The sequence below is a fragment of the Frigoribacterium sp. CFBP9029 genome (assembly GCF_034045305.1).
Classification (GTDB): domain Bacteria; phylum Actinomycetota; class Actinomycetes; order Actinomycetales; family Microbacteriaceae; genus Frigoribacterium.
Genome location: NZ_JAXCWB010000009.1, coordinates 114,239 through 139,808, shown reverse-complemented (window position 1 = coordinate 139,808; position 25,570 = coordinate 114,239). Strand labels below are relative to the sequence as shown.

27 protein-coding genes are annotated in these 25,570 nt (G+C 73.5%); 13 read left to right on the top strand and 14 right to left on the bottom strand.

The window, feature by feature from the left end; genetic code table 11:
• Nucleotides 1–105: 105 nt before the first annotated feature.
• The 4 genes from SOM11_RS12550 (at nucleotide 106) to SOM11_RS12535 (ending at nucleotide 3,664) form a co-directional block, all read left to right on the top strand.
• Nucleotides 106–819: a PspA/IM30 family protein gene (locus SOM11_RS12550; RefSeq protein ID WP_243214218.1), complete on the top strand. Its 714-nt coding sequence runs from the start codon at nucleotides 106–108 to the stop codon at nucleotides 817–819.
• Nucleotides 816–1,934: a DUF418 domain-containing protein gene (locus SOM11_RS12545; protein WP_320478225.1), complete on the top strand. Its 1,119-nt coding sequence runs from the start codon at nucleotides 816–818 to the stop codon at nucleotides 1,932–1,934. Before SOM11_RS12550 ends, SOM11_RS12545 begins: the two co-directional genes overlap by 4 nt.
• Before the next feature lie 90 nt (nucleotides 1,935–2,024).
• Nucleotides 2,025–2,846: an arginase family protein gene (locus tag SOM11_RS12540; protein WP_320478224.1), complete on the top strand. Its 822-nt coding sequence runs from the start codon at nucleotides 2,025–2,027 to the stop codon at nucleotides 2,844–2,846.
• Nucleotides 2,843–3,664: a crotonase/enoyl-CoA hydratase family protein gene (locus SOM11_RS12535; protein ID WP_320478223.1), complete on the top strand. Its 822-nt coding sequence runs from the start codon at nucleotides 2,843–2,845 to the stop codon at nucleotides 3,662–3,664. The genes SOM11_RS12540 and SOM11_RS12535 overlap by 4 nt, the downstream gene beginning before the upstream one ends.
• Nucleotides 3,665–3,781: 117 nt before the next feature.
• Here the strand turns inward: SOM11_RS12535 and SOM11_RS12530 are convergent, their stop codons facing one another.
• The gene (locus SOM11_RS12530; RefSeq protein ID WP_320478222.1) at nucleotides 3,782–3,952 is read right to left on the bottom strand and encodes a CsbD family protein; all 171 of its coding nucleotides are present in this window, start codon (nucleotides 3,950–3,952) and stop codon (nucleotides 3,782–3,784) included.
• A 159-nt stretch (nucleotides 3,953–4,111) separates the two neighbouring features.
• Here SOM11_RS12530 and SOM11_RS12525 point away from each other — a divergent pair, with 159 nt between their 5' ends.
• From SOM11_RS12525 to SOM11_RS12515, 3 genes are read left to right on the top strand one after another with little or no spacing between them, the layout of a single operon-like run.
• Nucleotides 4,112–5,512, top strand: a complete 1,401-nt coding sequence (locus SOM11_RS12525) for an NAD(P)/FAD-dependent oxidoreductase (RefSeq protein ID WP_320478221.1) — start codon at nucleotides 4,112–4,114, stop codon at nucleotides 5,510–5,512.
• Complete coding sequence (locus SOM11_RS12520) at nucleotides 5,476–5,865, top strand: Fe-S oxidoreductase (protein WP_192058169.1); 390 nt, start codon at nucleotides 5,476–5,478, stop codon at nucleotides 5,863–5,865. Before SOM11_RS12525 ends, SOM11_RS12520 begins: the two co-directional genes overlap by 37 nt.
• The gene (locus SOM11_RS12515; protein WP_243214225.1) at nucleotides 5,862–6,683 is read left to right on the top strand and encodes an SDR family NAD(P)-dependent oxidoreductase; all 822 of its coding nucleotides are present in this window, start codon (nucleotides 5,862–5,864) and stop codon (nucleotides 6,681–6,683) included. The genes SOM11_RS12520 and SOM11_RS12515 overlap by 4 nt, the downstream gene beginning before the upstream one ends.
• Before the next feature lie 7 nt (nucleotides 6,684–6,690).
• Here SOM11_RS12515 and SOM11_RS12510 read toward each other — a convergent pair whose 3' ends face one another.
• A complete protein-coding gene (locus SOM11_RS12510; protein ID WP_320478220.1) occupies nucleotides 6,691–7,662 on the bottom strand; it encodes a siderophore-interacting protein in 972 nt (323 codons plus the stop codon).
• 53 nt (nucleotides 7,663–7,715) lie between these two features.
• Nucleotides 7,716–8,147, bottom strand: a complete 432-nt coding sequence (locus SOM11_RS12505) for an SIP domain-containing protein (RefSeq protein WP_192058173.1) — start codon at nucleotides 8,145–8,147, stop codon at nucleotides 7,716–7,718.
• Between the two features lie 260 nt (nucleotides 8,148–8,407).
• Between SOM11_RS12505 and SOM11_RS12500 the strand changes: the two genes are divergently transcribed.
• From SOM11_RS12500 to SOM11_RS12480, 5 genes are read left to right on the top strand one after another with little or no spacing between them, the layout of a single operon-like run.
• The gene (locus SOM11_RS12500) at nucleotides 8,408–9,922 is read left to right on the top strand and encodes an ABC transporter substrate-binding protein (protein ID WP_320478219.1); all 1,515 of its coding nucleotides are present in this window, start codon (nucleotides 8,408–8,410) and stop codon (nucleotides 9,920–9,922) included.
• Nucleotides 9,919–10,872 (top strand): ABC transporter permease subunit, encoded by a 954-nt coding sequence (locus tag SOM11_RS12495; RefSeq protein ID WP_192058177.1) that lies wholly within the window; start codon nucleotides 9,919–9,921, stop codon nucleotides 10,870–10,872. Before SOM11_RS12500 ends, SOM11_RS12495 begins: the two co-directional genes overlap by 4 nt.
• Entirely contained in the window at nucleotides 10,869–11,744 is an 876-nt protein-coding gene (locus tag SOM11_RS12490; protein ID WP_243214231.1) for an ABC transporter permease, read from the top strand. Before SOM11_RS12495 ends, SOM11_RS12490 begins: the two co-directional genes overlap by 4 nt.
• Nucleotides 11,741–12,520, top strand: coding sequence for an ABC transporter ATP-binding protein (locus tag SOM11_RS12485; RefSeq protein WP_320478218.1), 780 nt, complete (start codon nucleotides 11,741–11,743; stop codon nucleotides 12,518–12,520). Before SOM11_RS12490 ends, SOM11_RS12485 begins: the two co-directional genes overlap by 4 nt.
• Nucleotides 12,517–13,329, top strand: coding sequence for an ABC transporter ATP-binding protein (locus SOM11_RS12480; protein WP_320478217.1), 813 nt, complete (start codon nucleotides 12,517–12,519; stop codon nucleotides 13,327–13,329). Before SOM11_RS12485 ends, SOM11_RS12480 begins: the two co-directional genes overlap by 4 nt.
• Before the next feature lie 10 nt (nucleotides 13,330–13,339).
• Here SOM11_RS12480 and SOM11_RS12475 read toward each other — a convergent pair whose 3' ends face one another.
• From SOM11_RS12475 to SOM11_RS12450, 6 genes are all read right to left on the bottom strand, one after another.
• A complete protein-coding gene (locus SOM11_RS12475) occupies nucleotides 13,340–14,800 on the bottom strand; it encodes an amidase (RefSeq protein ID WP_320478216.1) in 1,461 nt (486 codons plus the stop codon).
• Nucleotides 14,801–14,917: 117 nt separating this feature from the next.
• On the bottom strand, nucleotides 14,918–15,520 hold the full coding sequence (locus SOM11_RS12470; RefSeq protein WP_320478215.1) for an N-acetyltransferase family protein: 603 nt from the start codon (nucleotides 15,518–15,520) through the stop codon (nucleotides 14,918–14,920).
• A gap of 319 nt (nucleotides 15,521–15,839) precedes the next feature.
• Entirely contained in the window at nucleotides 15,840–16,622 is a 783-nt protein-coding gene (locus tag SOM11_RS12465; RefSeq protein WP_320478214.1) for a uracil-DNA glycosylase, read from the bottom strand.
• A complete protein-coding gene (locus SOM11_RS12460; RefSeq protein ID WP_320478213.1) occupies nucleotides 16,619–17,362 on the bottom strand; it encodes a Type 1 glutamine amidotransferase-like domain-containing protein in 744 nt (247 codons plus the stop codon). Before SOM11_RS12460 ends, SOM11_RS12465 begins: the two co-directional genes overlap by 4 nt.
• Nucleotides 17,359–17,946, bottom strand: coding sequence for a phosphoribosyltransferase (locus SOM11_RS12455; protein ID WP_320478212.1), 588 nt, complete (start codon nucleotides 17,944–17,946; stop codon nucleotides 17,359–17,361). Before SOM11_RS12455 ends, SOM11_RS12460 begins: the two co-directional genes overlap by 4 nt.
• Before the next feature lie 47 nt (nucleotides 17,947–17,993).
• Nucleotides 17,994–18,746, bottom strand: a complete 753-nt coding sequence (locus SOM11_RS12450; RefSeq protein WP_192058191.1) for a YqjF family protein — start codon at nucleotides 18,744–18,746, stop codon at nucleotides 17,994–17,996.
• A gap of 67 nt (nucleotides 18,747–18,813) precedes the next feature.
• On the opposite strand from SOM11_RS12450, the gene SOM11_RS12445 reads away from it, so the two are divergent.
• Complete coding sequence (locus tag SOM11_RS12445) at nucleotides 18,814–19,383, top strand: hypothetical protein (protein WP_192058193.1); 570 nt, start codon at nucleotides 18,814–18,816, stop codon at nucleotides 19,381–19,383.
• Here SOM11_RS12445 and SOM11_RS12440 read toward each other — a convergent pair.
• From SOM11_RS12440 to SOM11_RS12420, 5 genes are all read right to left on the bottom strand, one after another.
• A complete protein-coding gene (locus tag SOM11_RS12440; RefSeq protein ID WP_320478211.1) occupies nucleotides 19,380–20,681 on the bottom strand; it encodes a hypothetical protein in 1,302 nt (433 codons plus the stop codon). The two genes, SOM11_RS12445 and SOM11_RS12440, sit on opposite strands and share 4 nt — an antisense overlap.
• The gene (locus tag SOM11_RS12435) at nucleotides 20,678–22,042 is read right to left on the bottom strand and encodes a glycosyltransferase family 2 protein (protein WP_320478210.1); all 1,365 of its coding nucleotides are present in this window, start codon (nucleotides 22,040–22,042) and stop codon (nucleotides 20,678–20,680) included. Before SOM11_RS12435 ends, SOM11_RS12440 begins: the two co-directional genes overlap by 4 nt.
• Nucleotides 22,039–23,049 carry a glycosyltransferase family 2 protein gene (locus SOM11_RS12430; protein WP_320478209.1) on the bottom strand — a complete coding sequence of 337 codons (1,011 nt, stop codon included), beginning with the start codon at nucleotides 23,047–23,049 and terminating at the stop codon, nucleotides 22,039–22,041. Before SOM11_RS12430 ends, SOM11_RS12435 begins: the two co-directional genes overlap by 4 nt.
• Nucleotides 23,046–23,936 carry a glycosyltransferase family 2 protein gene (locus SOM11_RS12425; RefSeq protein ID WP_192058198.1) on the bottom strand — a complete coding sequence of 297 codons (891 nt, stop codon included), beginning with the start codon at nucleotides 23,934–23,936 and terminating at the stop codon, nucleotides 23,046–23,048. The genes SOM11_RS12430 and SOM11_RS12425 overlap by 4 nt, the downstream gene beginning before the upstream one ends.
• Before the next feature lie 804 nt (nucleotides 23,937–24,740).
• The gene (locus SOM11_RS12420) at nucleotides 24,741–25,529 is read right to left on the bottom strand and encodes an SDR family oxidoreductase (RefSeq protein ID WP_320478208.1); all 789 of its coding nucleotides are present in this window, start codon (nucleotides 25,527–25,529) and stop codon (nucleotides 24,741–24,743) included.
• Nucleotides 25,530–25,570 lie beyond the last annotated feature (41 nt).

The following is a 25,570-nucleotide window of genomic DNA, read 5'->3' as shown; positions in this document are numbered from 1 at the left end:
GGCGGCGGTGGCGGCAGGCGCTCCGGCGGCGGCCGGTTCTGACCCGGACTCTTCGAACCAGACACGACTCACGACCCACGACCACCCACTCGAAAGGACCACCCCATGTCGAAGCAGTCAATCTTCGGTCGCATCGCCCAGCTGACGAGGGCGAACATCAACAGCCTCCTCGACCAGGCGGAGGACCCGAGCCTCATGCTCGATCAGCTGGTCCGCGACTACACGAGCAGCATCTCGGAGGCCGAGAGCGCCGTCGCTCAGACCATCGGCAACCTCCGTCTCATCGAACAGGATCACGCCGAGGACGTCGCCGCCGCCGCCGACTGGGAGCGCAAGGCGCGCGCTGCGAGCGGCAAGGCCGACGAGCTACGCGCCGGTGGCAACACGGTCGACGCCGACAAGTTCGACGCCCTGGCGAAAGTCGCCCTCGGCAAGCAGCTGTCGGCCGAGAAGGAGGCGAAGGACGCCGAACCGACCATCGCCTCGCAGACGCAGGTCGTCGACAAGCTGAAGACGGGTCTGACGCAGATGCGCGGCAAGCTCGACCAGCTGAGCAGCAAGCGCGACGAGCTGAACGCGCGGGCGAAGTCGGCCGAGGCGCAGTCGCGGGTCGCCGACGCCGTCAAGAGCATCGACCTGATGGACCCGACGAGCGAGATCAGCCGCTTCGAGGACAAGGTGCGACGCGAGGAGGCGAAGGTGCTCGGCCAGCAGGAGCTCGCGGCCTCCAGTCTCGACGCGCAGTTCGAGGGCCTCGAGGACCTCGACGAGCAGACCGAGATCGAGGCGCGCCTGGCCGCGCTCAAGCTCGGGGCATGACCGTCGGCACCGCGGGTGCGTCGAGCCCCTCGAGCGGGTCACCCCGGTCGGCGCCCGCAGCGTCGTCGGGTCGACTCGTCGGGATCGACGTCGCCCGCGGTGTCGCGGTGCTCGGCATGTTCGCCGCGCACATGTGGCCGCGGGAGCTGCTCGACGAGCGCGTCTTCGACGGCCGCTCGGCGATCCTGTTCGCCACCCTCGCCGGGGTCTCGCTCGGTCTCGTCTCCGGCGGGGCCCGCGCGACGCCGCCCGGTCGTCGGGCGAGGGTCTCCGCCTCGATCGCCATCCGGGCCGCGCTGCTCATCGTGCTCGGACTCCTGCTGCAGGCCTGGAACGCCTACGTGCTCGTGATCCTCCCCTACTACGGCGTGATGTTCCTCCTGCTGCTGGGCGTCCTCTGGCTGCGTCGGCGCCTCCTCGTCCCCCTCGCCGCAGTCGTCGCCGTCGCGGCCCCGTTCGCGGCGACCCTCGTGCCGGTCGACCCGGTCGGAGACACCACCCTGTCGGGCCTCCCCGGTCTCGCGGCGGACACCCTGCTCGTGGGGGCCTACCCAGCACTCGTGTGGCTGCCGTTCCTCATCGCGGGTCTCGTCGCCGCCCGCAGCGACCTGGCCCGGCCCAAGACGGCGCGACTGCTGATCATCGTCGGCGTCGTCGCCGCCGTCGTCGGCTACGGCGCGCGATTCCTGCCGGGGGCCGCCGCCGTCGCGGCTCTCGACCCCGCCGATCACGAGGGCATGCCGGCCGAGATCGTCGGCTCGGGCGGCGTCGCCCTCGCCGTCGTCGGGCTGCTGCTCGTGATCACCGGCGCGGCCCGACCCGACGGAGGCGCGACCCGCGTCGTCCGTGCGCTCCTCGCCCCGCTCGCCGCGACGGGTGCCCAGCCGCTGACCGTCTACACCCTGCATCTGCTCATCACGGCGCCGCTCTTCACCGCGTACCGGTCGACGGGCGGGTCGTACGGGCTCCCCCTCGGCTGGCTCGTCGCGGCCGTGATCGGCACCCTCGTCTACGCGACCCTGTGGCGCCGGTTCGTCGGACGCGGTCCGCTCGAACGTCTGGTGGCTCGGGCGAGCCGGCCCTGGGAGACCCGAGAGGCCGCCCTCGCCCGCTGACCCGCGCCTCCTCGGGGCACGGCGTCGCCGCCTCCGCAGCGCACCGGATCATCCGCCACGGCGCCCCCGGGCTGTGCCAGACTGACGCGCGTGAGGTTCGTCGTGGTTCCGCAGTGGCAGGGTTCTCCGTCGTCGAGGGCCATGCGGCTCGCCGAGGGCGCCTACGCGGTGCTCGGCGATCTGCCCGCGTCCGCCACGACCCTGGTCGAGGTCCCCGTCGGCGCCGGCGACTCCCTCGGCAGCCCCGTGCACCGGCTCTCGTCGGTGCTGACCGTCGCCGACGCGCTGCAGCAGGAGCTCGCGACGGCGGACTCGCCCGCGCTGGTCGTCGGCGGCGACTGCGGCATCGAGCTCGGCGCCGTGCGGCATGCGCTCACCCCCTCGACGGCGGTCGTCTGGTTCGACGCACACCCCGACCTGCACAGCCCCCGCAGCAGCGAGAGCGGCGCCTTCAGCGGGATGGTCCTCCGTGCCCTGATCGGCGACGTCGCCGACGACCTCCCGACCCTCGACCCGGCCGAGACGCCCCTCGACCCGAGCCGCATCGTGCTCGCCGGCGCCCGCACCTTCGACGACGCCGAAGACCGCTACGTCGAGAGCCGGCGCGTGACCACCATCTCGTCGCTCGACCTGGCGCCCGACGACGTCGTCGCCGCGGTGGCCGAGACCGGCGCCACCGAGGTGTACCTGCACGTCGACCTCGACGTGCTCGACCCGGGCACGCTCGACGGCCTGCTCGCCCCGCAGCCCTTCGGCATCGACCTCGCGACCCTGATCGCCACCATCACGGCCCTGAAGTCGCGCTTCACCCTGGTCGGCGCGGGGCTCTGCTCGTTCGCACCCGTCGACGCGGCCAGCGCATCGGACGACATGGGCACCATCCTCCGCATCGTCGGGGCGCTCTCGCGATGATCGGCGCCGACGCGACGGGCGGCACCGGCGCCGCCGACCGCCCCCGGGTCAGCATCGAACGACGCGGCCACGTGCTCCTCATCGGGCTCGACCGACCCGAGAAGCGCAACGCGGCCGACCTGCGGATGCTGCGCGAGCTCTCGCTCGCCTACGGCCGCCTCGACCGCGATCCCGAGCTGCGCGTCGGTCTCGTGTTCGCCCACGGCGACCACTTCACCGCCGGGCTCGACCTCGGCGACGTCATGCCCGCCGTGACGGACGCCGGGCTGGACATCGTCCCCGAAGGCGGTCTGCACCCGTGGCAGGTCGACGGCACCGCGCTGACGAAGCCCGTGGTCATCGCCGTGCAGGGCACCTGCCTGACCCTGGGGGTCGAACTGGCGCTGGCGAGCGATATCGTCGTGGCCGACTCGTCGACGCGCTTCGGTCAGATCGAGGTGAGCCGCGCGATCCTGCCCTTCGGCGGCGCCACGACGCGACTCCCCCGCCGGGTCGGCTGGGGCGATGCGATGCGGTATCTGCTGACGGGCGATCTCCTCGACGCCGAGGAGGCGCGGCGCATCGGGCTCGTCCAGGAGGTCGTCCCCGAGGGGGCCGCCTTCGATCGGGCCCTCGCCCTGGCCGAGCGGATCGCCTCGCAGGCGCCGCTCGCGGTGCAGGCGACTCTGGCGAACGCGCGACTCGCGCTGCGCGAGGGCGAGGCCGCGGCCGAGGCGCGCCTGCAACCCGAACTGGTGCGGCTGCTGACCAGCGACGACGCCCGCGAGGGGCTCGCCGCCTTCACGGAGCGCCGCGAGGCGCGCTTCTCCGGCTCCTGACCGGTGCGGAACGCGTGCTCGACCGGCGCGCACGACTGACGCGCACGACCGGCGGCCCGGGCGCACGACGAAGCCCGCCCCCACGAGGGGAGCGGGCTTCGGGCGTGATGACGCGTCTTACTTGAAGACGTCTTTCACGTCTTCGCCGGTCTTCTTGGCACTCGCAGCGGTCTGGTCCTTCTGACCCTCGGCCTTGAGGCTGTCGTCGCCCTTGTGGTCGCCGATGGCCTCCTTCGCCTTGCCCGCGATGTCCTGAGCGGCGTTCTTGATCTTGTCGTCGAGTCCCATGAAGACCTCCTCTGCTTGGCGCGTCAGCGCGTGGTCATTGCACGGTATCGAGCACCCCGTCCACATCGACCGAACGCACATCCCGCGTTCAGGATCGCCGCGCGGAACGGCCAGGGCACGGCCGGACGGATGCTCGGGGGCGAGGACTACGGTCAGGGCATGACGACATATGACCTCATCGTGATCGGCGCCGGCGCAGTCGGCGAGAACGTGGCGGACTACGCCAAGCGCAAGGGGCTGACGGTGGCCCTCGTCGAAGGGGAGCTCGTCGGCGGCGAGTGCTCCTACTGGGCGTGCATGCCGTCGAAGGCGCTGCTGCGCTCCACCGCCGTCGTGCGTGCGGCCCGGGCCGTCGACGGCGCGGCCCAGGCCGTGACCGGAGACGTCGACGTCGCCGCCGTCCTCCGCCGTCGCGACTCCTTCACCAGCGGCTGGGACGACTCGGGCCAGGCCGACTGGGTGTCGGGGGCCGGCATCGACCTCATCCGCGGTCACGCGACCATCACCGGCGTCAAGGAGGTCACGGTCGACGGCGTCGTCCACACCGCGACCCACGCCGTCGTCGCCGCCACCGGCTCGACCGCCCTGCTGCCCGACATCCCGGGCCTCGCCGGGGCCCGCCCGTGGACGAGCCGCGAGGCGACCAGCGCGAAGAGCATCCCGCAGAGCCTCGTCGTGATAGGCGGCGGCGTCGTGGCGACCGAGATGGCCACGGCCTACCAGGGGCTCGGCGCGACCGTCTCGCTCATCGCCCGCAGCGGCCTGCTCGGCGGCCAGGAGCCCTTCGCCGGCGAGCTCGTGGGCGACGGTCTGCGCGAGCTCGGAGTCGACCTCCGCCTGGGGGTCTCGCCGACGTCGGTCGTCCGCACCGAGCACGACACCGTCGAGGTCACCCTCGACGACGGGAGCACCATCGTCGCCGACGAGGTGCTCGTCGCGACCGGGCGCGTGCCCCGCACCTCGGACCTCGGTCTCGAGAACGTCGGCATCGAGCCGGGCGACTGGCTGCAGGTCGACGACACCCTCCTGGTGCACGGCACCGACTGGCTGTACGGGGTCGGCGACGTCAACCACCGCGCGCTCCTCACCCACCAGGGCAAGTACCAGGCCCGCGCGGCCGGAGAGGTCATCGCCGCCCGCGCGCAGGGCACCGAGCTCTCCACCGCGCCGTGGGGCACCCACGTCGCGACGGCCGACGACGCCGCCGTGCCGCAGGTCACCTTCACCGACCCCGAGGTCGCCAGCGTGGGCCTGACCGCCGAGGCCGCAGGCCGGCGCGGGCTCGACGTCCGCGTCGTCGACTACGACCTCGCCTCGGTCGCCGGTTCCGCCCTGCACTCCGACTCGTACAAGGGCCGGGCCCGGCTCGTCGTCGACGAGAGCCGCAAGGTGGTCGTCGGCGCCACGTTCGTCGGCCCGGACGTCAGCGATCTGCTGCACACCGCGACGATCGCGGTCGTCGGCGAGGTGCCGATCGACCGCCTGTGGCACGCCGTGCCGTCGTACCCGACCGTGAGCGAGGTGTGGCTCCGGCTGCTCGACGTCTACGGGCGTCCGTGACGGGCATCCTGCTCGACTCCCCCGTGTCGCGGCTGGGCTGCTCGTTCGCGACCCTGGTGGGGCTCGCCGTCGGCGTGCCCCTCAGCACCGGTCGCATCCGGGTGGTCGGCGACCTGATCGTCTGCCGGGGCCTGCCCCGGTGGGCCTTCCGTCGCGGCGGCACCTGCGTCGGCCGGGTCTACCTGACCCGGCACAACGACGGCCCGCGGGTGCTCCGCCACGAGGCCGTGCACGTCACGCAGTGGCGTCGATACGGCATGCTGATGCCACTGATGTACTTCCTGGCCGGCAGCGACCCGCTGACGAACAGGTTCGAGATCGAGGCCGGCCTCGAGGAAGGCGGTTACCGATGACCCGCACCGTGATCATCACCGGAGCGAGCAGCGGTCTGGGCCGCGAGGCCGCGAAGGCCCTGGCGAAGGGCGGCGCGGATCTCGCGATCGTCGGTCGCAACCCCGAGCGCACGCGCGCCGTCGCCGACGAGGTGGGCGGCACGGCCTTCGTGGCCGACTTCGACCGACTGGACGACGTCCGCTCGCTGTCGGAGCGCCTCCTCGAGAGGTACCCTCGCATCGACGTGCTCGCCAACAACGCCGGCGGCCTCGTCAACCCGCGGGGGCTGACGGCCGACGGGCACGAGCGGATCCTCCAGTCGAACCACCTCGCGCCGTTCCTGCTGACCAGGCTGCTGCTGCCCCGACTGGTCGAGAGCCGGGCCCGGGTCATCTCGACGGCGAGCGTCGCGAACCTGTTCGGTCGTGTCCGCCTCGACGACCTCGACTGGGCGAAGCGCCCGTGGCTCGGCGGCTGGCGGCAGTACGGCACGAGCAAGATCGAGACGATCCTGTTCATCCGCGAGCTGGCGAAGCGCACCGGTCTCGAGGCGTTCTCGTTCCACCCCGGCATCGTCAAGACCAACTTCGGCGCGGACTCGCCGATGTGGCGGATGGCCAACGTGCTGACGAACGGTCACTACGGCATCTCGGCCGCGGCCGGCGCACTGCCCCTGATCCAGCTGGCGGGCCCCAGCACGGTCGGCGTGCCGAGCGGCACCTACTTCGACCAGCTCAAGCCGAACGGGCTGGTCGTGCCCCAGGCGAAGGACGACTCGCTCGCCGCCGCCCTGTGGGACCGCAGCTCGGAGATCGTCGGACTGCCGTCGGCGGTCTGAGGAGCGGTCAGAGTTCGGCTCGGCCGAGTCGCCAGTAGCCCATGAAGGCGACCTGGCGCCGGTCGATGCCGACCTCGGCGACGAGGAACCGGCGGAGGGTCTTGATGGCCGCGGCCTCGCCCGCGAGCCAGGCGTAGAGCTCGCCTTCGAGGGCCTGCCCGGGGAGCGCCGCGCCCTGAGGGACATCCCACAGGATGTCGTGGTCGACGTCGACCTCGTCGACCTCGACCCCGTGGTGCCAGGCGGCGACGTAGCGCTTCGTCCAGCCGCGGACGGCGTCGATCAGCAGGGCGCCGTGCTCGGCACCCGACGTCGATCGGGGCAGCCAGTGGACGCTCACCCCGGCCGGGGCCACGAGCGTGAGAGCGTCGTCGGCGGTCGGCACCTCGAGGAACACGCAGCCGCGTGCGTCGGAGGGGAGACTCTCGACGATGGACGACACCGCCGGGACGGCCGTCTCGTCGCCGGCGATCAGGACCGAGGAGGCGCCCCGCGGGTTCCACTCGACCCCGCTGCCGGTCACGCCGCTGGTGGCGTCGGGCCCCACGAGCATCGCATCGTCGCCGACCGAGACCTCGGCCAGCCAGGCGGCCGCGGGGCCGCCGTCGGCGTGCACGACGAAGTCGACGTCGACCTCGCCCAGCGCGGGGCGGACGGCACGGGCCGTGTACGTGCGGAACGGGTTGCGCTCGTGGTCGGGCAGCGCCCGCCACCCGCCCCACCAGTCGCCCGACGGGAAGGTGTCGAACCCGGTGGCCTCGAGCGGGAGGACGACCTTGATGCGCTGATCGAGACCGTCGGCGCCGAAGTCGACGAGATCGGGCCCCGCGAAGGTCAGCCGGACGAACGACGGCGAGAGCCGGACCCGACGCACGATGCGAGCCCGGTAGGGACGGTGCGCCGGCTTGGAGGCGGCCTCGGGTTCGACGACATCGCCTTCGACGGTCACGGGCGAGGCGTCGAGCGATGAAGTAAGCACACCCTAAGTATGGCATGCCTTACCTGAGCGGCGACAGGCCCACCGGGAGGAGATCAGAGCGCGACGGCCCCGTCGACCGCGTGGAACACGCGGTGCAGATCGTGGCGCAGGTCGTAGGCGAACGACGGAGGCCCGGCGATCCAGATCACGTGCTCGCCCCCGACGAGCGACTCGGTGTCGACGTACATCTCGGCGAGCCAGGCCCGGACGGCGCGTTCGAGCGCCTCGCCGCGGTCGCACGACCGGCCGGAGCCGGGCGCACCCGACCGGCGATCACGGGCGAGCCAGGTGACGGACACCCGGCCCGGCGAGGCGAGCGGCACGATCTGGCTGCTGTCGTCGACCTCGACGAAGACCTGCCCCCTGGCGCAGAGCGGCAGGGCCGCCAGCATGCCGCGGAGGTGGTCGATCGAGGTGGCGTCGCCGGCGAACAGCACACGCGTGGCGTCGTGCTGCAGGGGCGGGTCGCTGTATTCGAGGAACATGTCGGGATCAGTATAGGTAAGCCTCACCTATCTCGCGACGCGTCCACCTGATTCACACCCTGGTGGTAGGTTCTGACGCGTCCGCGAGTCCGTCAGCGACCCGCGGCAAGGGGCCGCGCCGTGTCCGACAGCACCACGGTGGCGGATCGTGACGACCGTTCCGCCAGCGACCGGAGATCCCCCGCAGCAGAGCCGAGACCACCTCGGCATCCTTCGCCGGGGCATCGACGCCCCGGCCCTCCCCCGGAAGGCCCCTCCGCGTGCGCACCCTGCCCCTCCTCGCCGCCGTCACCGCTCTCGTGCTCGTCACCGCCGGCTGCTCGTCGTCCACCGACTCCGACAGGTCGGGCGCACCCGATCCGGACGCCACGGTGACCGTCGGTCTCGTCCTCGAGCCGACCGACCTCGACATCCGGCGGACCGCGGGCATCGCCCTCGACCAGGTGCTGATCGACAACGTCTACCAGGGTCTCGTCGGCCGCACGCAGGACAACGAGATCGTCGACGTCCTCGCCTCCTCGCACGAGGTGAGCGACGACGGACTGACCTACACCTTCACCCTGGCCGAGGGAGTGACCTTCCACGACGGGGCCGCGCTCACCGCGGACGACGTCGTCTGGTCGCTGCAGCAGGTCGCCGACGACGACACCCTCGCGAACCACGGCGACCTGGACGCCGTCGAATCGATCACCTCCCCCGACCCCTCGACGATCGTCCTCACGCTGTCGCGCCCCGACTCGGCGCTCCTGTTCTCCCTCACCGGTCGTGCCGGTCTCGTGCTCGAGCAGGCCGCCGACAACGACCTGTCGACGACGGCGAACGGGACGGGCCCGTTCACGCTCGAGAGCTGGACCCAGGGCGACAACCTCCGTCTCAGCCGCAACGACGACTACTGGGGCACGCCCGCCGGGGTGGGCGGCGTCGACTTCCGCTACATCCCCGACCCCTCCGCCCGGATCAACGCCTCGATCTCGGGTGAGATCGACGTGCAGACCGCGGTGGACGCCACCCTCCGCAGCCAGCTCGACGGGATCGACGGCCTCACGGTCGACGAGGGGAAGACGACGGACAAGTACACGCTCGCCTTCAACAACGCCGTCGAGCCGTTCACCGACCCCCGCGTGCGCAAGGCCATCCGACTCGCGGTCGACAACGACGCGCTGATCGCGGCGACCGGCGGGTCGGCGGTCGACCAGGGCGGACCGATCCCCGAGCTCGACCCCGGGTATCGCGACCTCACGGACGTCGACGCGTACGACCCCGACGCCGCCCGCGCCCTGCTCGACGAGGCCGGGCGGTCCGACCTCGATCTGACCCTCGAGTACGCGAACGTCTACCCCGCGGCCATCGGCGACGTCCTGACCACCCAGCTGAAGGCCGTCGGCATCACGCTGACGGTCGACCAGGTCGACTTCTCGACCTGGCTGACCGACGTCTTCGTCGCCCCGTCCGACGGGTCGCCCCGTGACTTCCAGCTGAGCATGGTCAACCACGCCGAGACCCACGACTTCGGCAACTGGGCCGACCCCGACTACTACTTCGGCTACGACTCCGCCGCCGTCCAGGAGCTCTACGCGGCCTCTCTGGCCGCGACCGACCCGGCCGACGCCGACGCCGCCCTCGCCGAGGCCGCCGAGATCGTCTCCGCCGACGCACCCGCCGAGTGGCTGTACACGTCGACGACCCTCACCGCCGTGCGCGACGGCGTCACCGGGTTCCCGACCTCGTCGACGACCACCCGTCTCGACCTGTCCGACCTGGCCGCGACGGAGTGATCCGATTCACGGCGGGTCGACTGGTCCTCTTCGCGCTGGGGCTGGTCGTCGCGAGCGTCCTGATCTTCGCCACCCTGCGCCTCCTGCCGGGTGACGTGGCCCAGGTCATCGCCGGGACGACCGGCTCGCCCGCCCAGGTCGCCGCGCTCCGCACCGAGCTCGGCCTCGACCGATCGATCGTCTCGCAGTACCTGGACTGGGCCGGCGGGCTGCTGCGACTCGACCTCGGCCGATCGCTCGTGACGGGCACCCCGGTCGGCGACGAGATCGCCGACAAGCTGGCCGTCACGCTGCCGCTCGCCGGGCTGTCGCTCGTGATCGGCCTGCTGATCGGGGTGCCCCTCGGCGTGCTCGCCGCGCTCCGTCGGCGTCGGCCGCTCGGCACCGCCGTGTCGGTCGGCGCCCAGGTGCTGGCCGCCGTGCCGGCGGTCTGGGCGGGCATGCTCCTGATCGCGCTGGTCGCCGTCACCCTGCGCTGGCTGCCCACGCAGGGGTTCCCGATCGACGGGTGGTCGGACCCCGCGGCGGCTCTGCGATCACTCGTGCTGCCCGCCGTGACCATCGGCCTCGTCGAGGGCGCCGTGCTGCTGCGCTTCACCCGGTCCGCCGCGCTCGGGGCGCTCGACGCCGACTACGTCCGCGCCGCCGCGGCCAAGGGCATGACCCGCGACCGGGCCCTCGTGCGCCACGGCCTGCCGAACGTCATGCTGAGCGTCGTGAGCGTGCTCGGCATCCAGGTGGCCGGCCTCGTGGTCGGCGCCGTGCTCGTCGAGCAGCTCTTCAGCCTGCCCGGCGTCGGTCGCATGCTCGTCGCCGACGTCGGCCGCCGCGATCTGACCAAGGTGCAGGGCGAGCTGATGACCCTGACCGCGATCGTCCTCGCCGTCGGCTTCGTCGTCGACGTCGTGCACCGCAGCGTCGACCCCCGATCACGGGAGCGCGGCGAATGAGGCGCGGGTCGTGGCTGCGCGCCGTGGTCGGCTCGCCGACGGGCGCGTTCGGCGTCGGCTGGCTCGCGCTCGTCGCCATCGCGGCGGTGGCGAGTCCGTTCTGGACCCCGCTCGATCCGTTCGCGACCGACCCGTACGCGGCCTGGGCCCCGCCCTCGACCGAGCACCTGTTCGGCACGGACTCCGTCGGTCGCGACGTCTTCAGCTACGTCGCCCGCGCGTCGACGACGACCGCGCTCGTCGCCCTGGCCTCCGGCGCGACCGCCCTCGTCGTCGGGGTGCTCCTCGCCGTGCTCGGCTCGCTGACCCCGCGGTGGGCGAGGGACTCCGTCGCGGTGCTGATCGACGTGCTCGTCGCGTTCCCCACCATCCTCATCGCGATGGCCCTCGCGGCGGCCTTCGGCGGATCGCTCGGCGTCGTGGTCATCGCCGCGGGCACGGGCTACGGCGTGAACATCGCCCGCGTCTCGCGCGCCGAGATCCGACGCGTGGGGCGGGAGGACTACGTGCTCGCCGCCCGAGCCGCGGGCGTCGGCGCCCTGGGCGTCGTCACCCGGCACGTGCTGCCGAACGTCGCCCCGCTCTTCGCCGTGCAGCTCTCGCTCGCCATGGCGACCTCGATCCTGGCCGAGGCGGGGCTGTCGTTCCTCGGCTACGGCGCGTCCGCCGAGACCGCGTCGTGGGGGCGCCTCCTGAGCGATCTGCAGAAGTTCATCGGGGTGCACCCGTGGAGCATCGTCTGGCCGGGCGCCGCGATCACCCTGACCGTGCTCGCCTTCAACCTGCTCGGCGACGCCGTCCGCGACGCCGCCGACCCGCGCCTCCGTCCGCGTGCGGCGACGCCCGCCGACCGACCGGGGGTCGTCTCGTGAGCCTCTCCATCGACGACCTGCACGTCGACCTCGGCGGCCGACCCGTGATCGAGGGCGTGTCGCTGTCGATCGGCGACGGCGAGCGCCTCGGCCTGATCGGCGAGTCCGGCTCGGGCAAGTCGATGACCCTGCTCGCCGTGCTCGGGCTGCTGCCCGACGCCGCGACCGTCCGCGGCAGCATCCGACTCGACGACCGCGAGCTGGTCGGCCTGTCCGACCGGGACCACGCGCCGTTGCGGGGCGCGGAGATCGGCGTCGTGTTCCAGGATCCGCGCACCTCGCTCGACCCGATCCGGACCATCGGCAGCCAGATCGCCGAGCCGCTCCGTCTGCACGAGGGCATCGGGCGCCGCGAGGCCCGCGCCCGGGCGATCGAGGCCGCGGCCGAGGTGGGTCTGCCCGACCCGGCCGGCATCGTCGACCGCTACCCGCACCAGCTGTCGGGGGGTCAGCGCCAGCGCGTCGTGATCGCGACGGCCCTGATCGCCCGCCCGCGCCTCCTGCTGGCCGACGAGCCGACCACGGCGCTCGACGTCTCGACGCAGGCCGAGGTGCTCGACCTGTTCCGCCGCCTCGTCGACGAACGCGGCACCTCGCTGCTGTTCGTCACCCACGATCTGGCCGTGCTGCGCCGTGTCGTCGACCACGCGGCGGTGCTGTCGGCCGGCCGCCTCGTCGAGCAGGGCCCCGTGCGCGAGCTGCTGACCCGGCCCGCCCACCCCGTGACCCGCGGGCTCGTGGCGGCGACTGAGGCGACCATCTGGAGGACGACGTGACCGTCGACGACCCGACCCGCGCCTCCTCGGCTCCGCTGCTGACCGGTCGCGGTCTGACCCGGACCTACCGGCTGCCGCGGCCCTCGCCGTTCCAGCCGGGCGCCGTGCGGCACGCCCTGATCGACGCCGACCTCGACGTCGCCGCCGGCGAGAGCGTGGCGCTGATCGGCGAGTCGGGCAGCGGCAAGAGCACGCTCGTCAAGCTGCTGCTCGCGCTCGACGCGCCCACCGCGGGGTCCGTCACGTTCGATGGGCGCCCGGTGCGACCGGGTCGGGCGGCGGCGCTCCGCTGGTTCCGCCGCGACACGGGCGTCGTGCTGCAGGACCCGTACAGCTCGCTCGACCCCCGCATGCGGATCCGCGACACGGTGGCCGAGCCGCTGCGGGCGCTGTCGATCGACGGCGACCACCGGGCGCTGGTCGACGAGATGCTCGGACGGGTCGGACTCACGCGCGAGCACGGCGACGGCTACCCGCACGAGCTGAGCGGAGGGCAGCGGCAGCGCGTCGCGGTGGCCAGGGCCGTGGTGCACCGCCCCCGGCTGCTCGTCGGCGACGAGCCGATGAGCGCCCTCGACGTCACCGTGCGGGCGCAGATCCTCGCCCTGCTGCGCGAGCTCCGCGACGACCTCGGGCTCTCGCTGCTCACCGTGTCGCACGACATCGGACTGGTGCAGCACCTCGCGGACCGGGTCGCCGTGCTGCACGACGGGCGCATCGTCGAGCAGGGGGCGGCCGACGACGTGCTGCGGAACCCGCGGCACGACTACACGCGCGGCCTCATGGCGTCGGTGCCGACGCTCGACTGAGCGGGCCCGGTCACCACCCGGGCGGGTGCCGACGCTGCCACCGCAGACGCCGTTCGAGCTGCGCACCGAGGGCGAACAGGACGTCCTCGCGACCCGGACGGCCGATCAGCTGCACACCCGCCGGCTGCCCGTCGATCTCGCCCACGGGCAGGGTGATGGCCGGCAGCCCCGCGACGTTGACGAACGACGTGAACGGCGAGTAGAGGCACTGCTGCTCGAAGTTGCGCTCGGCGTCGACGTCGTCGTACCAGCCGATCGGGCGCGGCAGCAGGGCGAGCGTCGGCGTCAGCACGGCGTCGTACGGGGCGAAGCTCTCGATCACCGTGCGCTCGAAGGCGGTCAGCCCGACGAGGGTCGCGGCCAGCTCGCGGGCGGTCACCCGCCGCCCCTGCTCGACCAGCCATCGGGTGATCGGCTCGAGCCTCGCCAGCTCGGCCTCGGTCTCGGCGGGGATGCCCGCGGCCCCGGCCTGCCACAGGGTGCGGAACAGCGTCGGGTAGTCCGAGCCCGGCATCGTGGTCTCGTCGACGCCGTGCCCGAGGTCGGCGAGCAGATCGGCCGTGTGCCGGACGACGCCGAGGAGGCGCGGGTCGACCCAGACGTCGAACGCGTCGTCCCACGGGCTGGTCGTCATCACCGCCACCTGGAAGCGTCCCTCGCCGCGCAGCGCGGTGCCGAGGTAGGCCCCGTCGGGCGACGTCGGAGCGTGCAGCGCCTGCCCGTGCCGCGGCGGGCGGCCGTCGGGCGAGACCATGGCGTCGAGCAGCATCGCGGCGTCGGCGACCGTCCGGGCGAGAGGCCCGCCGACGGCCAGTCCGCCGAGACTGGACAGCCCCGACTGCGACGGCACTCGGCCCCGCGAGGGCTTGAGACCGACGAGACCGGTCGCCGCCGCCGGGATGCGGATGCTGCCGCCGCCGTCGGACCCCGGGGCGAAGGGCAGCAGACCCGCCGCGACGGCCGCCGCGGCCCCGCCGCTCGAACCGCCCGCGCCGGTCTCGGGCCGCCAGGGGTTGCGGGTCGGGGGCCCGATCAGCGTCTCGGTGTAGGCCGTGAGCCCGTACTCGGGGGTGGCCGTCTTGCCGAGGCTGATGCCGCCCGCCTCGTCGAGCACGTCGACGATCTCCGACGACGTCGTCGGCACCCTGCCGTCGGCCAGGCGCGAGCCCGACCGGGTGGGCACCCCGGCCCGGTCGGTGAGGTCCTTGTCGGCGGACGGGAGTCCCCAGAGCGGCGCGGCCGTCGGCCCCTCCCGGGTCAGCCGGTCGGCGCGGGCACGGGCGGCGTCGGCCGTGACCGTCGTGAAGGCGCCGATGCCGGGGCGGCCGCCGCCTGCGGGCTCACCGGTGCCGCCGCCGTCGAGGCGCTCGATCCGCTCGAGGTAGTGGTCGGTCAGCTCGCGTGGCGTCACCCTGCCGTGCCGCAGCTGGTTCCACTGCTCGTGGGCGGTGAGGTCGTGGAGTTCGGGCATCCGTCGAGCCTAGGCCTGGCCGCGCCTCCTCGACTCCCCCGGGTCGGTCCGCCCGAGCTCGTGCCGGGCCGAGCTCGTGCCGGGCCGAGCTCGTGCCGTGCCGTGCCGTGCCCGCGCTCAGCGCCCGAGTCGACCGCGTCGCTTCTTCAGCGACTTCTGCATCGTGATGGTGCCGAGCCACCGCCCGAACTTGAAGCCCACCCGGCCCATGCGCCCGACCTCGACGAAGCCGAGTCGGGCGTGCAGGGCCACCGACGCCTCGGCGTTCTTGTCGGCGATCACGGCGACCATCTCGCGGATCCCGGCGTCGCGGCACGCCTCGACGAGCGCCTCCAGCAGCCCCGCACCGAGCCCCTTGCCCGTCGACGCGGCCCGCAGGTAGATCGAGGTCTCGACGGTGTAGCGGTAGGCGGCCTTGCCGCCCCAGGGCGAGGCCAGCGCGTAGCCGAGCACCTCGCCCCTCGGGTTGACCGCCACGAGGAACGGCATGCCGAGCGACGTGACGAACGAGAACTTGCGCCGCCACTCGGCCAGCGTCATGGCGTCCTCGTCGAAGGTGACCGACGAGTTCGCGACGTAGTGGTTGTAGATCTCGCGCACGTAGGGCAGATCGGCGGGGGCGGCGGCACGCACCTCGAACCGGAACGCGGGCTCGACGGGCGCCGGCGACTGCAGGGCGCGGGGCAGGCGACGACGGGGCTGGTATTCCTCTTCGAGCACGGTGCCACTCTGCCATGCGGGCGGCCGCTCTTTCGCCTGCGCAGGCGGGCGAGTGCGACCCCGACGGGCGAGTCTTCACGCCCGCATGCGCCGGAGACGCCCGCTCCGCCCGCGGCTACGCCCGGCACTCAGGAGGCGCGGCGCAGCTCAGGAGGAGCGGCGCAGCCCAGGAGGCGCGGCGCAGCCCAGGCGGACGCTCCTACACCTGCGCGGACGGGCGAGTGCGACGCCGACGGGCGAGTCTCCACGCCCGCATTCGCCGGAGACGCCCGCTCACCCCAGGGCCGGGGTGCCTGAAGCTCAGGAGGCGCGGCGCGGCTCAGGCGGGCGGCAGCGCCCAGTCGACGGGGTCGCCGCCCTGCTCGACGAGCGACGCGTTCGCCCGGCTGAACGGCTTCGAGCCGAAGAACCCCCGTGAGGCGGAGAGTGGGCTCGGGTGCGCCGACTCGATGGTCGGGACGTCGCCGAGCATCGGCTTCAGGGCCGCGGCGTCGCGCCCCCAGAGGATGGCGACGAGAGGGCCGCCCCGGGCCGCGAGGGCCTCGATCGCCCGCTGCGTGACCGGCTCCCAGCCCTTGCCGCGATGAGACGCGGTCTCGCCGGGGCGGACGGTCAGCACGCGGTTGAGTAGCATCACGCCGTTCTCGGACCACGACGTGAGGTCGCCGTGCGCGACCGGCGGCACGCCGAGGTCGTCGTGCAGCTCGCGGTAGATGTTCGCCAGGCTCCGCGGGATGGGGCGGACCCGGGGGTCGACCGAGAACGAGAGCCCGACGGGGTGCCCCGGCGTCGGGTACGGGTCTTGACCGACGATGAGCACGCGCACGCTCTCGAGCGGCGCCCTGAACGCCCGGAGCACGTGCTCGCCCGCGGGCAGGTAGCCGCGACCGGCGCGGACCTCGGCACGGAGGTACTCGCCCATGTCGGCGATGCGGTCGGCGACCGGCTCGAGCGCCTCCGCCCAGCCGGCGTCGATCTGCTCGGCTAGGGGCCGGCGCGCGGCCGACTCGGGCGAGGCGGGCGAGGCGGGCGACTCGAGCGAGGCGGGCGACTCGGCCGAGGCCGCCGACTCGGGCGACGCGCCACCGGGGGCGTCGGTCACGCCGGGCCCAGGGTGCCGACCGAGACGCCGACGATCTTGCCGCCCTCGTCGACCTGCGGCTCGACCCGCCACACGCTGCCCGTGCCGAGCACCGTCAGGGCCCCGTCGCCGACGACGAGCGCGGTGTTCTCGTCGATCGCGACGCCGCCCGAGACCAGCCCGGCCTCGGTCGCGGCGATCAGCCGGGTGAGGGTGCCCCACTGGGCGGCGTGCACGTCGACGGCGATGTCGACGAGACCGAGGCCGCCGCTCAGGGTGACCTCGTCGAGGTCCTCCGCCGCGTCTTCGGGGCAGACCGGCACGTCGCCGATCAGCCAGCCGCCGAGCAGCGCCCGGTCGGCGGCGATCATCGCGCCGGCCGAGAAGCCGAGGTACGGCAGCCCGTCGGCGACCAGGAGGCGCACCTGGTCGACGAGCGGGATCACGGCCTCGAGGTACGCCGGGGTGAGCCCGCCGGCGACGATCAGGCCGTCGACGTCGCTCAGCACCCGGGTGTCGAACGTCTCGCCGGCCTCGATGACGCTCGTCACGACCTCGCAGCGCCCCTCAGACGCGATCATCGCGGGGTAGCCGGTGCGGAACTCGGCCGAGGGCGAGTCGTCGGCGACGACGACGAGCAGGGCGATGCGCGGCACGGCGCGCCCGACGGCGCCGCCGCGGACGGCCGCCTCGGCGACGAAGAGGTCGTAGAGCTCGGGCGAGTCGGGCGACCAGCCGCCGCCCACCAGGTGGATGCTCACGCCTCGACCACCGCGCCGCTGTCGCGGGTGACCGGGGGCAGGGCGCTCCACGGGAAGGTGATCCAGCGCGACGTGCGCTTCCAGACGAAGTCCGGTTCGAGCAGGGTGCGCGGCTTGCTGTAGAGGCAGACGGTGCGGACGTCGGCGGCGACGGCGGCGAGGAGGTCGCGGACGAGCACGAGCGTGCGACCCGAGTCGGAGACGTCGTCGACGATCAGCACGCGCTTGCCCTCGAGCGACGGGGCGTCGAGGGTCGGGGGCAGCAGCACGGGCTCGGGCAGGCGCTCGTCGATGCCCGTGTAGAACTCGACGTTGATCGAGCCGCACATCTTCGTGTCGAGGGCGTACGAGATGGCGCCGGCCAGCACCAGCCCGCCGCGGGCCACGGCCACGATCACGTCGGGGGTGAAGTCGGCCGCGACCACGTCGCTCGCCAGATGCCGCGCCGCCTCGCCGAATTCGAGCCAGCCGAGCACCTCGCGCTCGGGGGCGCCCGTCGACCCGCCCGCCGTGTCACCCGTCGCCGGCGGCGCCTCGGGTGGTGCTGCGGCGGTGTCGGTCGAGTCGTCGGGTGAGGAAACCATGCCAGCAACCGTAGTGCGCCCGCGCGCGGACCGCGAAGACCGCCGGGTCAGGGCCCGACCCAGCGACCCCCGGGAGGCGCGAAGACGGTGTCGACGCCGTCCGACCAGAGCAGCGAGTCGGGCTCCCGATCGGCGACCCCGGGCAGACCGGAGTCGGCGACCAGCTCGTCGTCGAGGTCGACCAGCTCGGCCCGCCGCAGCGGCCACGCGCCGTGCTCGTTCGGCCAGAACCGGGTCGTCCCGCCCCGCTCGACGTGCATGCCCCAGCGCGCCGTGAGGAAGTCGGCCAGGGGGTCGCCGACGACGACCTCGTCGGTCGGACGGACGTGGAGGCGCGTGGCCGGTCGCGGGCCGGGTCCGTGCCTGCGCGAGGCGTACTCGACGACTCCCCCGCGCCTCCTGCGGGTCATCGAGGCCCAGCGGTACGGCAGCCCCAGGCCCGCGTTCGCGGCGAGCACCGGCAGCAGGCGCTCCGCCTCGAGCGTGCGGAAGACGACGCCGCGCCGCCCCTGCTCGTCGACCGAGTAGAGCCGCACGTTGGTCTCGAGGAACGTTCCCAGCACCGGCACGGGCGGGAACGGCCCGAACGCGCTCCGCGATAGCTCGAACGGGATCAGACCGACCCAGGTCGACCCGTCGAAGACGTCGGGCCGCGTGCCGTGCGGCAGCAGCGGGGCGACCCGGTCGGGCTCGACCCTCCAGTGCGCGAAGGCGAGCCCGCCCCAGTGCTGCCGGATGAACGGCCGACGGGAGAGCTCGGGGGCGACGTCGGAGACGGGATCGGGGTCGCGGGCGGTCATCGCCTCACCCTACGTGCGGAGGGCCGCGTGGGTAGGGTCGGAGGGGACCCGAGAGGATCCGTCACCGGTGCTCCCCGACCTGCCAGGCCTTCCCGTCCGCCGAGCGGACCCGACCCCGCTCGAGCGCGCCGTCGACGACGGGTTCCTGATCGTCCGCGCCGCCGCGGTCGTGGCCGTCGCGAACACCGTCATCGTCAGGGCGCTGCAGGAGCATCTGCCGTTCGACGACGACGTCGCGACGACGGCGGCCCGGGACGAGCTGGCGCGGCTCGAGGCCGAGCAGCGCGAGGGGGTCGCGCGGCTGAAGACGCTCCGACGGCGGACGCACCGGTCGTACGGCCGGTCGCGGCACCAGTTCGACTACCGGGTCGACGACATCGACGCGCTGCGCCTCCGCGAGGCCACCCACAAGGAGCTGGCGGCGCGCATCGCCCAGAGCGCCGCCGACGACGACTTCGTGGCGTCGCTCGTGGCGGCTGCGAGGGCCCGGGCCTGGGACGACGTCGGCAGCACGGTCGTCGACCGCCTCGGCTGGGCCGCCTCGCCTCTGCCCGACTACGACGAGGGGCGCGACGAGCGCATCCGCACGCTCGTCGACGAGGACATCGCCGCGCTGCTCCGCCCCGAGGGCGACTAGCGGGAGACGACCCCGTCGAGCAGACCCACCGGGTCGTCGACGAACGCCTGCACCGCGCGGCGCACGGCGTCGCGGTCGAACGAGGTGTCGTTGTACGACACCGCCACGTGCAGCCGTCCGTCGAGCACGACGAGCTGCACCGCGACCGTCTCGGGCGCGATGGGGTGCACGGCCGACGCGGTGTCGACGACCCGCCCGTCACGCACCCACGGGAGGGACTGCAGCGAGCGGTTGACCCCGAGGTTGCTCACGACGACCCTGGCCCTCGCCCTGGCCGGCGTGGCTCCGGGCGCACGGCGACGCGCCGGGCGCAGCGCCTCCTTGACGGCACCGGCCATCAGCGCGGCGAGGGGCCGCCCCGACGCCGCTGTCTGCGCCAGGCTCTGGTCGACCGCGACGAGATCGTCGCCGCCCGTCACGGGGATCCCCGTGACGAAGCTGCCCGTGGCCTCGACCCCGGTGGGCAGGTACCCGCGGACGTCGTAGACCATCTCGCTGTCCGGCCCGAGACGCAGCCCCTCGGCGGCGAGGGCGGCCCGCAGCGCGACGATGACGCCCGCGCCGAAGGCCACCGGCTCGTCGCGCCGACGCAGCCAGGCGTGCAGCCCCTTGAACGTCTCGCGGGTCCCGTTCGCCACGACGACGGCGGTGGAGCCGGTCCAGCCGATCAGCGGGCGTTCGACGGGCACCCGCTGCGGCACGACGGGGGTCTCGACGCGGCGCACCCGCAGGAGCGTCGCGACGCGGGCGGGGTGCTTGGCGAAGGTCTCGACGAACGCCGACCAGAGCGGTCTCCGGGCGTTCGCGGCCGTCAGCCACGCCGGGATGTCCCCACCCGTCGCGACCTCGATCAGGGCGAGGGGCAGGCGGGTCGTGAAGCGCGCGTCGACGACGCCGTGGTCGAGGATCATCAGGAGGCGGTCGCCGGCCAGCAGGATGCGCACGGGCGGCCCGGGCTCGAGCCGGCCGATCAGCCGCTCGAGCGCGTCGCCCGCGTCTCCGCTCGCGAACTCGGGCGCTTCGACGACCATCAGGTCGCATCGTTCACGGAGCGACTCGAGGCCGAAGCCCCAGGTGCGGTCGTCGAGCGCGACGAGTCCGAGCCGGGCGTCGGGGCCGACGGCGGCGATGCGCCAGAGGGCGTCGGCGATCGCGTCGCGCGACGGCAGCGTCATCGGGCCGAAGACCGAGACGATGTATCCGCCGGCTCCGAGTCGGTCGACGGCCGAGATGGGCACGCGCACGTCGGCGACCGAGGCCGGCACGGAGCCCCCTGCGCCGTTCGTCACGGCGGTCATGCGGACCGCCGTGCGACCGAGGGGTCGGCGCCGGTCGTGCGCCGCGTCCCGGTGCCCGCGCTGCGACGGCCCATCAGCCCGGCTCCACGACGCCGCTGACGCAGGTACAGGATCGGCCCCAGCGCGACGGAGAGCAGCTCCTGCCGGGCGGTGCGGGCGATCTCGCGGGTCAGGTCGGCGTCGACCGGAGCCGAGGAGGCGCGCGAGGGTCCGTCGACGTCGGCGGGCGCCCCCTCGACACGGCGCTTCGCGGCCAGCACCCGGATCGCCCCGGGGGCGCGGCGGAGAGCGAGCCGCAGGGTCACGGGGTCGAGGGCGATCTTCGTCAGCCAGGCGCCGAGCCCCGTGCCGTACCCCCTGGCCTGCACGCGCAGGGCCCCGAGATCGGAGCGGTGCCGGTGCCAGACGAGCGCCGACGGCTCGACGACGAGGGCGTGCCCGGCGAGCAGCACGCGGGTGAAGACGTCGAGGTCCTCTCCTCCGCCGGTCGGGGTGCCGACGCCGAAGGCGGTGTCGAAGCCGCCGAGCAGCAGGGCGACCGGGCGACGGAGGGCGAAGTTGGCGCCGGTGCCGAACGCGCCGACCGAGAACGGGAACAGCGGCAGGTCGACCGGCGGCTCGTCGAGCCGGAAGACGCGCGTGGTGGTGTTCTGCGACCACGACACCCGGTCGTCGAAGAAGCGCTGGACGGGCGTGCGCAGTTCGCCGCTCGGCACGAGCCCGGACACGCAGGCGACGTCCTCGCCCTGGGCGAAGCCCGACGCGAGGCCGTGCAGCCACTGCCCGTCGACGATCACGTCGTCGTCGGTGAAGGCGACGATCTCGCCCGTGGCGGCCGCGAGACCGGCGTTGCGCGCGCTCGACAGGCCCGCGACGGGCTCGGCCGTGTAGCGCACGCGCGGGTCGTCGAACTCGGTGCGGACGAGGTCGCGGGTCTCCGTGGTCGCGGCGGCGTTGTCGACGACCACCACGTCGAACTCGGGGTAGTCCAGTTCGAGCACGCTGCGCAGGGCGCCGCGGAGATGACCCGGACGGTCGCGGGTGCACAGCACGACCGTGACCGAGGGCAGGTGGATCGGCTCGACGGGCACGACGACCGTCGCCAGCGCGGCCACCTCGGAGCGGAGCAGCTCGAGCGGGATCCGCCCGTCGACCACGGGGACCTCGACGAAGCCCAGCACGGCGCGACCGCGACGGACGAGCAGCCGGGCGGCCCGATGCCCCTCGGGGGCCGCCAGCACGACGTCGCCGACACCGGGGCGGGTCAGCTCGTCGACGTCGACCTCGCCGACCCAGAGCGCACCGCCCCAGGAGGGCGCGGCGGAGCCGGCCATCGGCCGGACGAGCTGGAGATCGGTCACGGGGCGCCGTCCGTCGGTCCGACGGCCGCCGGACGGGCCGATCCGCGAGCGGGGAGGACCTGGCCGGCCGAGGGATCGACGGGAGCCAGGGAGGCGCGGCGCAGGCTGCCGAGGGCGTAGCCGGCGACGGTGGCGACGACCGCGGTGACGAGCGCGGCCAGACGACCCGCGCCTCCTCTGCCGACCGAGCGGAGCTCGCGCAGCGCGGCGCGCGGGATGTCGCGACGCAGGTAGGCGGACTCGCTCGACAGCGAGTCGGACGCGCCCAACTGACGGCTGAGCGCCGCCTTCGACACCCCCTCGTAGAAGGAGCGGCGACGGAGGTACGCCCAGGTCACCCGACCTGCGGTCACGTGGTGACGCACGTCGGCCCGCGGTTCGAGGACGATTCGCGCCGACGGGTCGGCCTGCCGGATCCGGATGCAGAGATCGGTCTCCTCTCCCCCGAGGGGGATGGTGCCGACGCGCCCGGTGTCGAGGTTGAAGCCGCCGACCGACAGGACCGCGTCGCGGCGGAAGGCCATCGAGCAGCCGATGACGTTCCGCACGTCCGAGAGCCGGGTCGGCAGACCGCGGTGGCTGCAGCCGACGATCCAGAGCAGCTCGGCCGGGTAGAGCGTGTTGCCGCCCTCGGGCCAGACGGGCGTCGCATGCCCGCCGACCCCGGCCACGCGGGGGTCGGCGAACGGGCCGAGCAGGTGCGTCAGCCACGCGGGGTCGGCCGAGGCGTCGTCGTCGAGGAACGCGACGATGTCGCCCGAGGCCAGGGCCACCCCCGTGTTGCGGGCGCCGGAGAGCCCCTGCCGGGACTCGTTGGCGGCCACGACGACGTCACTCCACCGATCGCGCGATCGGGCGAGCAGGCCGTCGTTGTGATCGACGACCAGCAGCACCTCGGGCGCCTCGGGGAGCCCGCGGACGGACTCCACCGAGGCGACCAGGTCGTCCCATCGGTCTTCGGTGTAGGCGCAGACGACGACGGAGACCGTCGTCGGCTGCTGGGTCACGCGACGTCCTGGCGGGCTCCGAGTCGAGCGTCCAGACGGGCGCCGTCGACGACGGCGAAGACGGGCGCCGGCTCGTTCGTGGCCTCGGCCGACGTGAGGGCGGCCTCGCGGATCGACCGACGGAGACGCGCGGCCGCCGAGGGGCGACGACGACGCTCCTCCAGGATGACGCGCAGCACGCGGAATCCGTCGGAGATCGCGTTGAGGTTGCTGACGCCGTGGATGCGGAGCTTCTCGACGCTCGGGACCTCGACGATGTCGTAGCCGAGGGCGGCGATGCGGCAGTTGAGGATGGTCTCGATCTCGAAGCCGTCGCCGTTGTGCATCTGACCGTCGGCGCGCGGTGCGAGGTCGGCCGGCAGCAGGTCGAGGCTCGGGACGATGCGGGCCCAGAAGGCGTTGTAGCCGTAGCAGAGGTCGGTGTACTTGGTGCCGAGCAGCAGGTTGGTCAGGGCGTTGAGGCCCCAGTTGCCGAGCGCACGGAAGCGCGTGATGTCCTCGCTGCCGCCGCCGTGGACGAAGCGGCTGCCCTTGGCGACGTCGGCGCCCGAGGTGAGCGCCTCGACGAAGCGGGGGATCTCGGCCGGGTCGGCCGAGCCGTCGGCGTCGAACATGACGATGATGTCGCCGGTCGCGGACTCGAAGCCGCAGGCCAGCGCGTTGCCCTTGCCCTTGCGGGTCTGACGGACGACCTTGATGTCGGGCATGACGCGCTGGGCCGTGGCGATGGTGTCGTCGACCGAGTTGCCGTCGACGAGGATCACCTCGTGCACGAGCGGGAGCATCGGCAGGACGATCTCGAGGTTGCGGGCCTCGTTCCGTGCCGGGACGACGATGGAGATACGGGGAGCGGCGCCGTTTTCGGGCGTGGGGAACACCTGGTTCATGGGGTCCTTGCAGGGGTAAGCGAACTGGCAAAGGGGTGTTGCGAGAGGAGCTCTGCACGGGCGGAGTTTCGGGTTCACGCCAGGAGAGCTGGGCTCGGTCGATCAGTTTCGGGCTGAACGACGTCGCCGTCGGGTGAGACCAAACCTACGCTCGATCCGAGGCAGCGCAAGTACCCGGGATCGCGTCGTGTCGCCCGTCGGCCTCCGTCGGTCGTGCCCGGGCCGCCGCCTCACCCGGACGGCGCTCGTCGCACCCTCGACCGACGGCCCGTCCGCCCGCTGTCCCCCGCTCGGGCGGTCGGCGACGAGAGTCGACGCCCCTGGCCCGGGTGTCGTGGGTACAGTCGAGGGCACGCCGAGGCGCCGTCGCACGACGGCACATCGGACCGATGCTCGGAGGAGCCCCATGGCGCGGAAAGTCGACGAAGACAGCACGCTCTGCGTCTGCGGGCACGCCCGCGAGGCGCACGAGCACTACCGCCGCGGCAGCGACTGCGCCCTGTGCGGCGCGGCCGAGTGCCATCGCTTCCGCGCCGATCGTCGACCCGGCCGGGGCACATCGGGGGGACACGGCTTGTCCCCCGAATCTGACTGAGTGGTACTCAGTTCGAGATGAGCGGACCCGCCTGACCGGGCACGGGAGCCGCTCGCGTGCCCCCCGTCCGGGGGTCGCCGAGCCCCCTCCGGGGGCGGTCGGGACCCGGCTGCGAACGCCTCGAGCCTGCTCGGAAGACCGACGGGTGATCCGTCGTATCGTCCGCGAATCACCCGTCTCGACCACCCTCGACGACCGCCGTCGGCGTGTCACCGTGTCTGCAGCGGGCCCTTCACGACCTTGTGCGGGGCGGCCTGGGCCACCGGCTTCAGCGTGACGAGGTCGAGGTTGACGTGCGCCGGCAGCTCCACCGAGTGCACGATCGCCTCGGCGACGTCGTCGGCGACGAGCGGCCCCTCGACGTCGGTGTAGACGGCGTCGGCCCGGCCCTGATCGCCGCCGAACCGATTGACCGAGAACTCCTCGGTGTGCACCATGCCCGGTGCGATCTCGATCACGCGGATCGGCTCTCCGGCGAGCTCGAGGCGCAGCACCGCCACCAGGGCGTGCTCGGCGAACTTCGAGGCGTTGTAGCCGCCGCCGTTCTCGTAGGCGACGTGACCGGCGATCGAGGTCACGGTCACGATGTCGGCGCCGCCCCCGGCGCCGCCCGCCCGCTCGGCGTCGGCGCCCCGGCGGAGGGCCGGCAGCAGCGCCGAGACCATCCGCTTCGTCCCGAGCACGTTCACGTCGAACATCCGCTGCCAGTCGTCGGTCGAACCCGACTCGACGCTGTCGAGCCCGAACGCGCCTCCGGCGTTGTTGACAAGCGCATGCAGCGGACCGGTCGACTCGACGTGCTCGCGCAGCGCGGCCACGTCGGCGTCCACGGTGACATCCGCTCTGAATGCGGTCGCCCCGGTCTCGGCGGCGAGGTCGAGGAGGCGCTCCTCGCGTCGGGCGACGGCGATCACGTCCCAGCCGCGTCGCCGGAACAGCCGGACCGTCGCCGCCCCGATCCCCGAACTGGCCCCCGTCACCACGACACGCTTCGTCATCCACTGCTCCTCGTCGTCGGGTCGGCCGCGGCCGACGCTCC

Excerpts from the sequence above, each read along its gene's own strand:
- SOM11_RS12525 (WP_320478221.1), top strand. The coding sequence starts at position 4,112 with ATGACGACATATGACCTCATCGTGATCGGCGCCGGCGCAGTCGGCGAG.
- SOM11_RS12490 (WP_243214231.1), top strand. The coding sequence starts at position 10,869 with ATGAGGCGCGGGTCGTGGCTGCGCGCCGTGGTCGGCTCGCCGACGGGC.
- SOM11_RS12475 (WP_320478216.1), bottom strand. The coding sequence starts at position 14,800 with ATGCCCGAACTCCACGACCTCACCGCCCACGAGCAGTGGAACCAGCTG.
- SOM11_RS12535 (WP_320478223.1), top strand. The coding sequence starts at position 2,843 with ATGATCGGCGCCGACGCGACGGGCGGCACCGGCGCCGCCGACCGCCCC.
- SOM11_RS12550 (WP_243214218.1), top strand. The coding sequence starts at position 106 with ATGTCGAAGCAGTCAATCTTCGGTCGCATCGCCCAGCTGACGAGGGCG.
- SOM11_RS12545 (WP_320478225.1), top strand. The coding sequence starts at position 816 with ATGACCGTCGGCACCGCGGGTGCGTCGAGCCCCTCGAGCGGGTCACCC.
- SOM11_RS12515 (WP_243214225.1), top strand. The coding sequence starts at position 5,862 with ATGACCCGCACCGTGATCATCACCGGAGCGAGCAGCGGTCTGGGCCGC.
- SOM11_RS12420 (WP_320478208.1), bottom strand. The coding sequence starts at position 25,529 with ATGACGAAGCGTGTCGTGGTGACGGGGGCCAGTTCGGGGATCGGGGCG.
- SOM11_RS12530 (WP_320478222.1), bottom strand. The coding sequence starts at position 3,952 with ATGGGACTCGACGACAAGATCAAGAACGCCGCTCAGGACATCGCGGGC.
- SOM11_RS12440 (WP_320478211.1), bottom strand. The coding sequence starts at position 20,681 with ATGACCGCCGTGACGAACGGCGCAGGGGGCTCCGTGCCGGCCTCGGTC.
- SOM11_RS12455 (WP_320478212.1), bottom strand. The coding sequence starts at position 17,946 with ATGGTTTCCTCACCCGACGACTCGACCGACACCGCCGCAGCACCACCC.
- SOM11_RS12450 (WP_192058191.1), bottom strand. The coding sequence starts at position 18,746 with ATGACCGCCCGCGACCCCGATCCCGTCTCCGACGTCGCCCCCGAGCTC.
- SOM11_RS12425 (WP_192058198.1), bottom strand. The coding sequence starts at position 23,936 with ATGAACCAGGTGTTCCCCACGCCCGAAAACGGCGCCGCTCCCCGTATC.
- SOM11_RS12505 (WP_192058173.1), bottom strand. The coding sequence starts at position 8,147 with ATGTTCCTCGAATACAGCGACCCGCCCCTGCAGCACGACGCCACGCGT.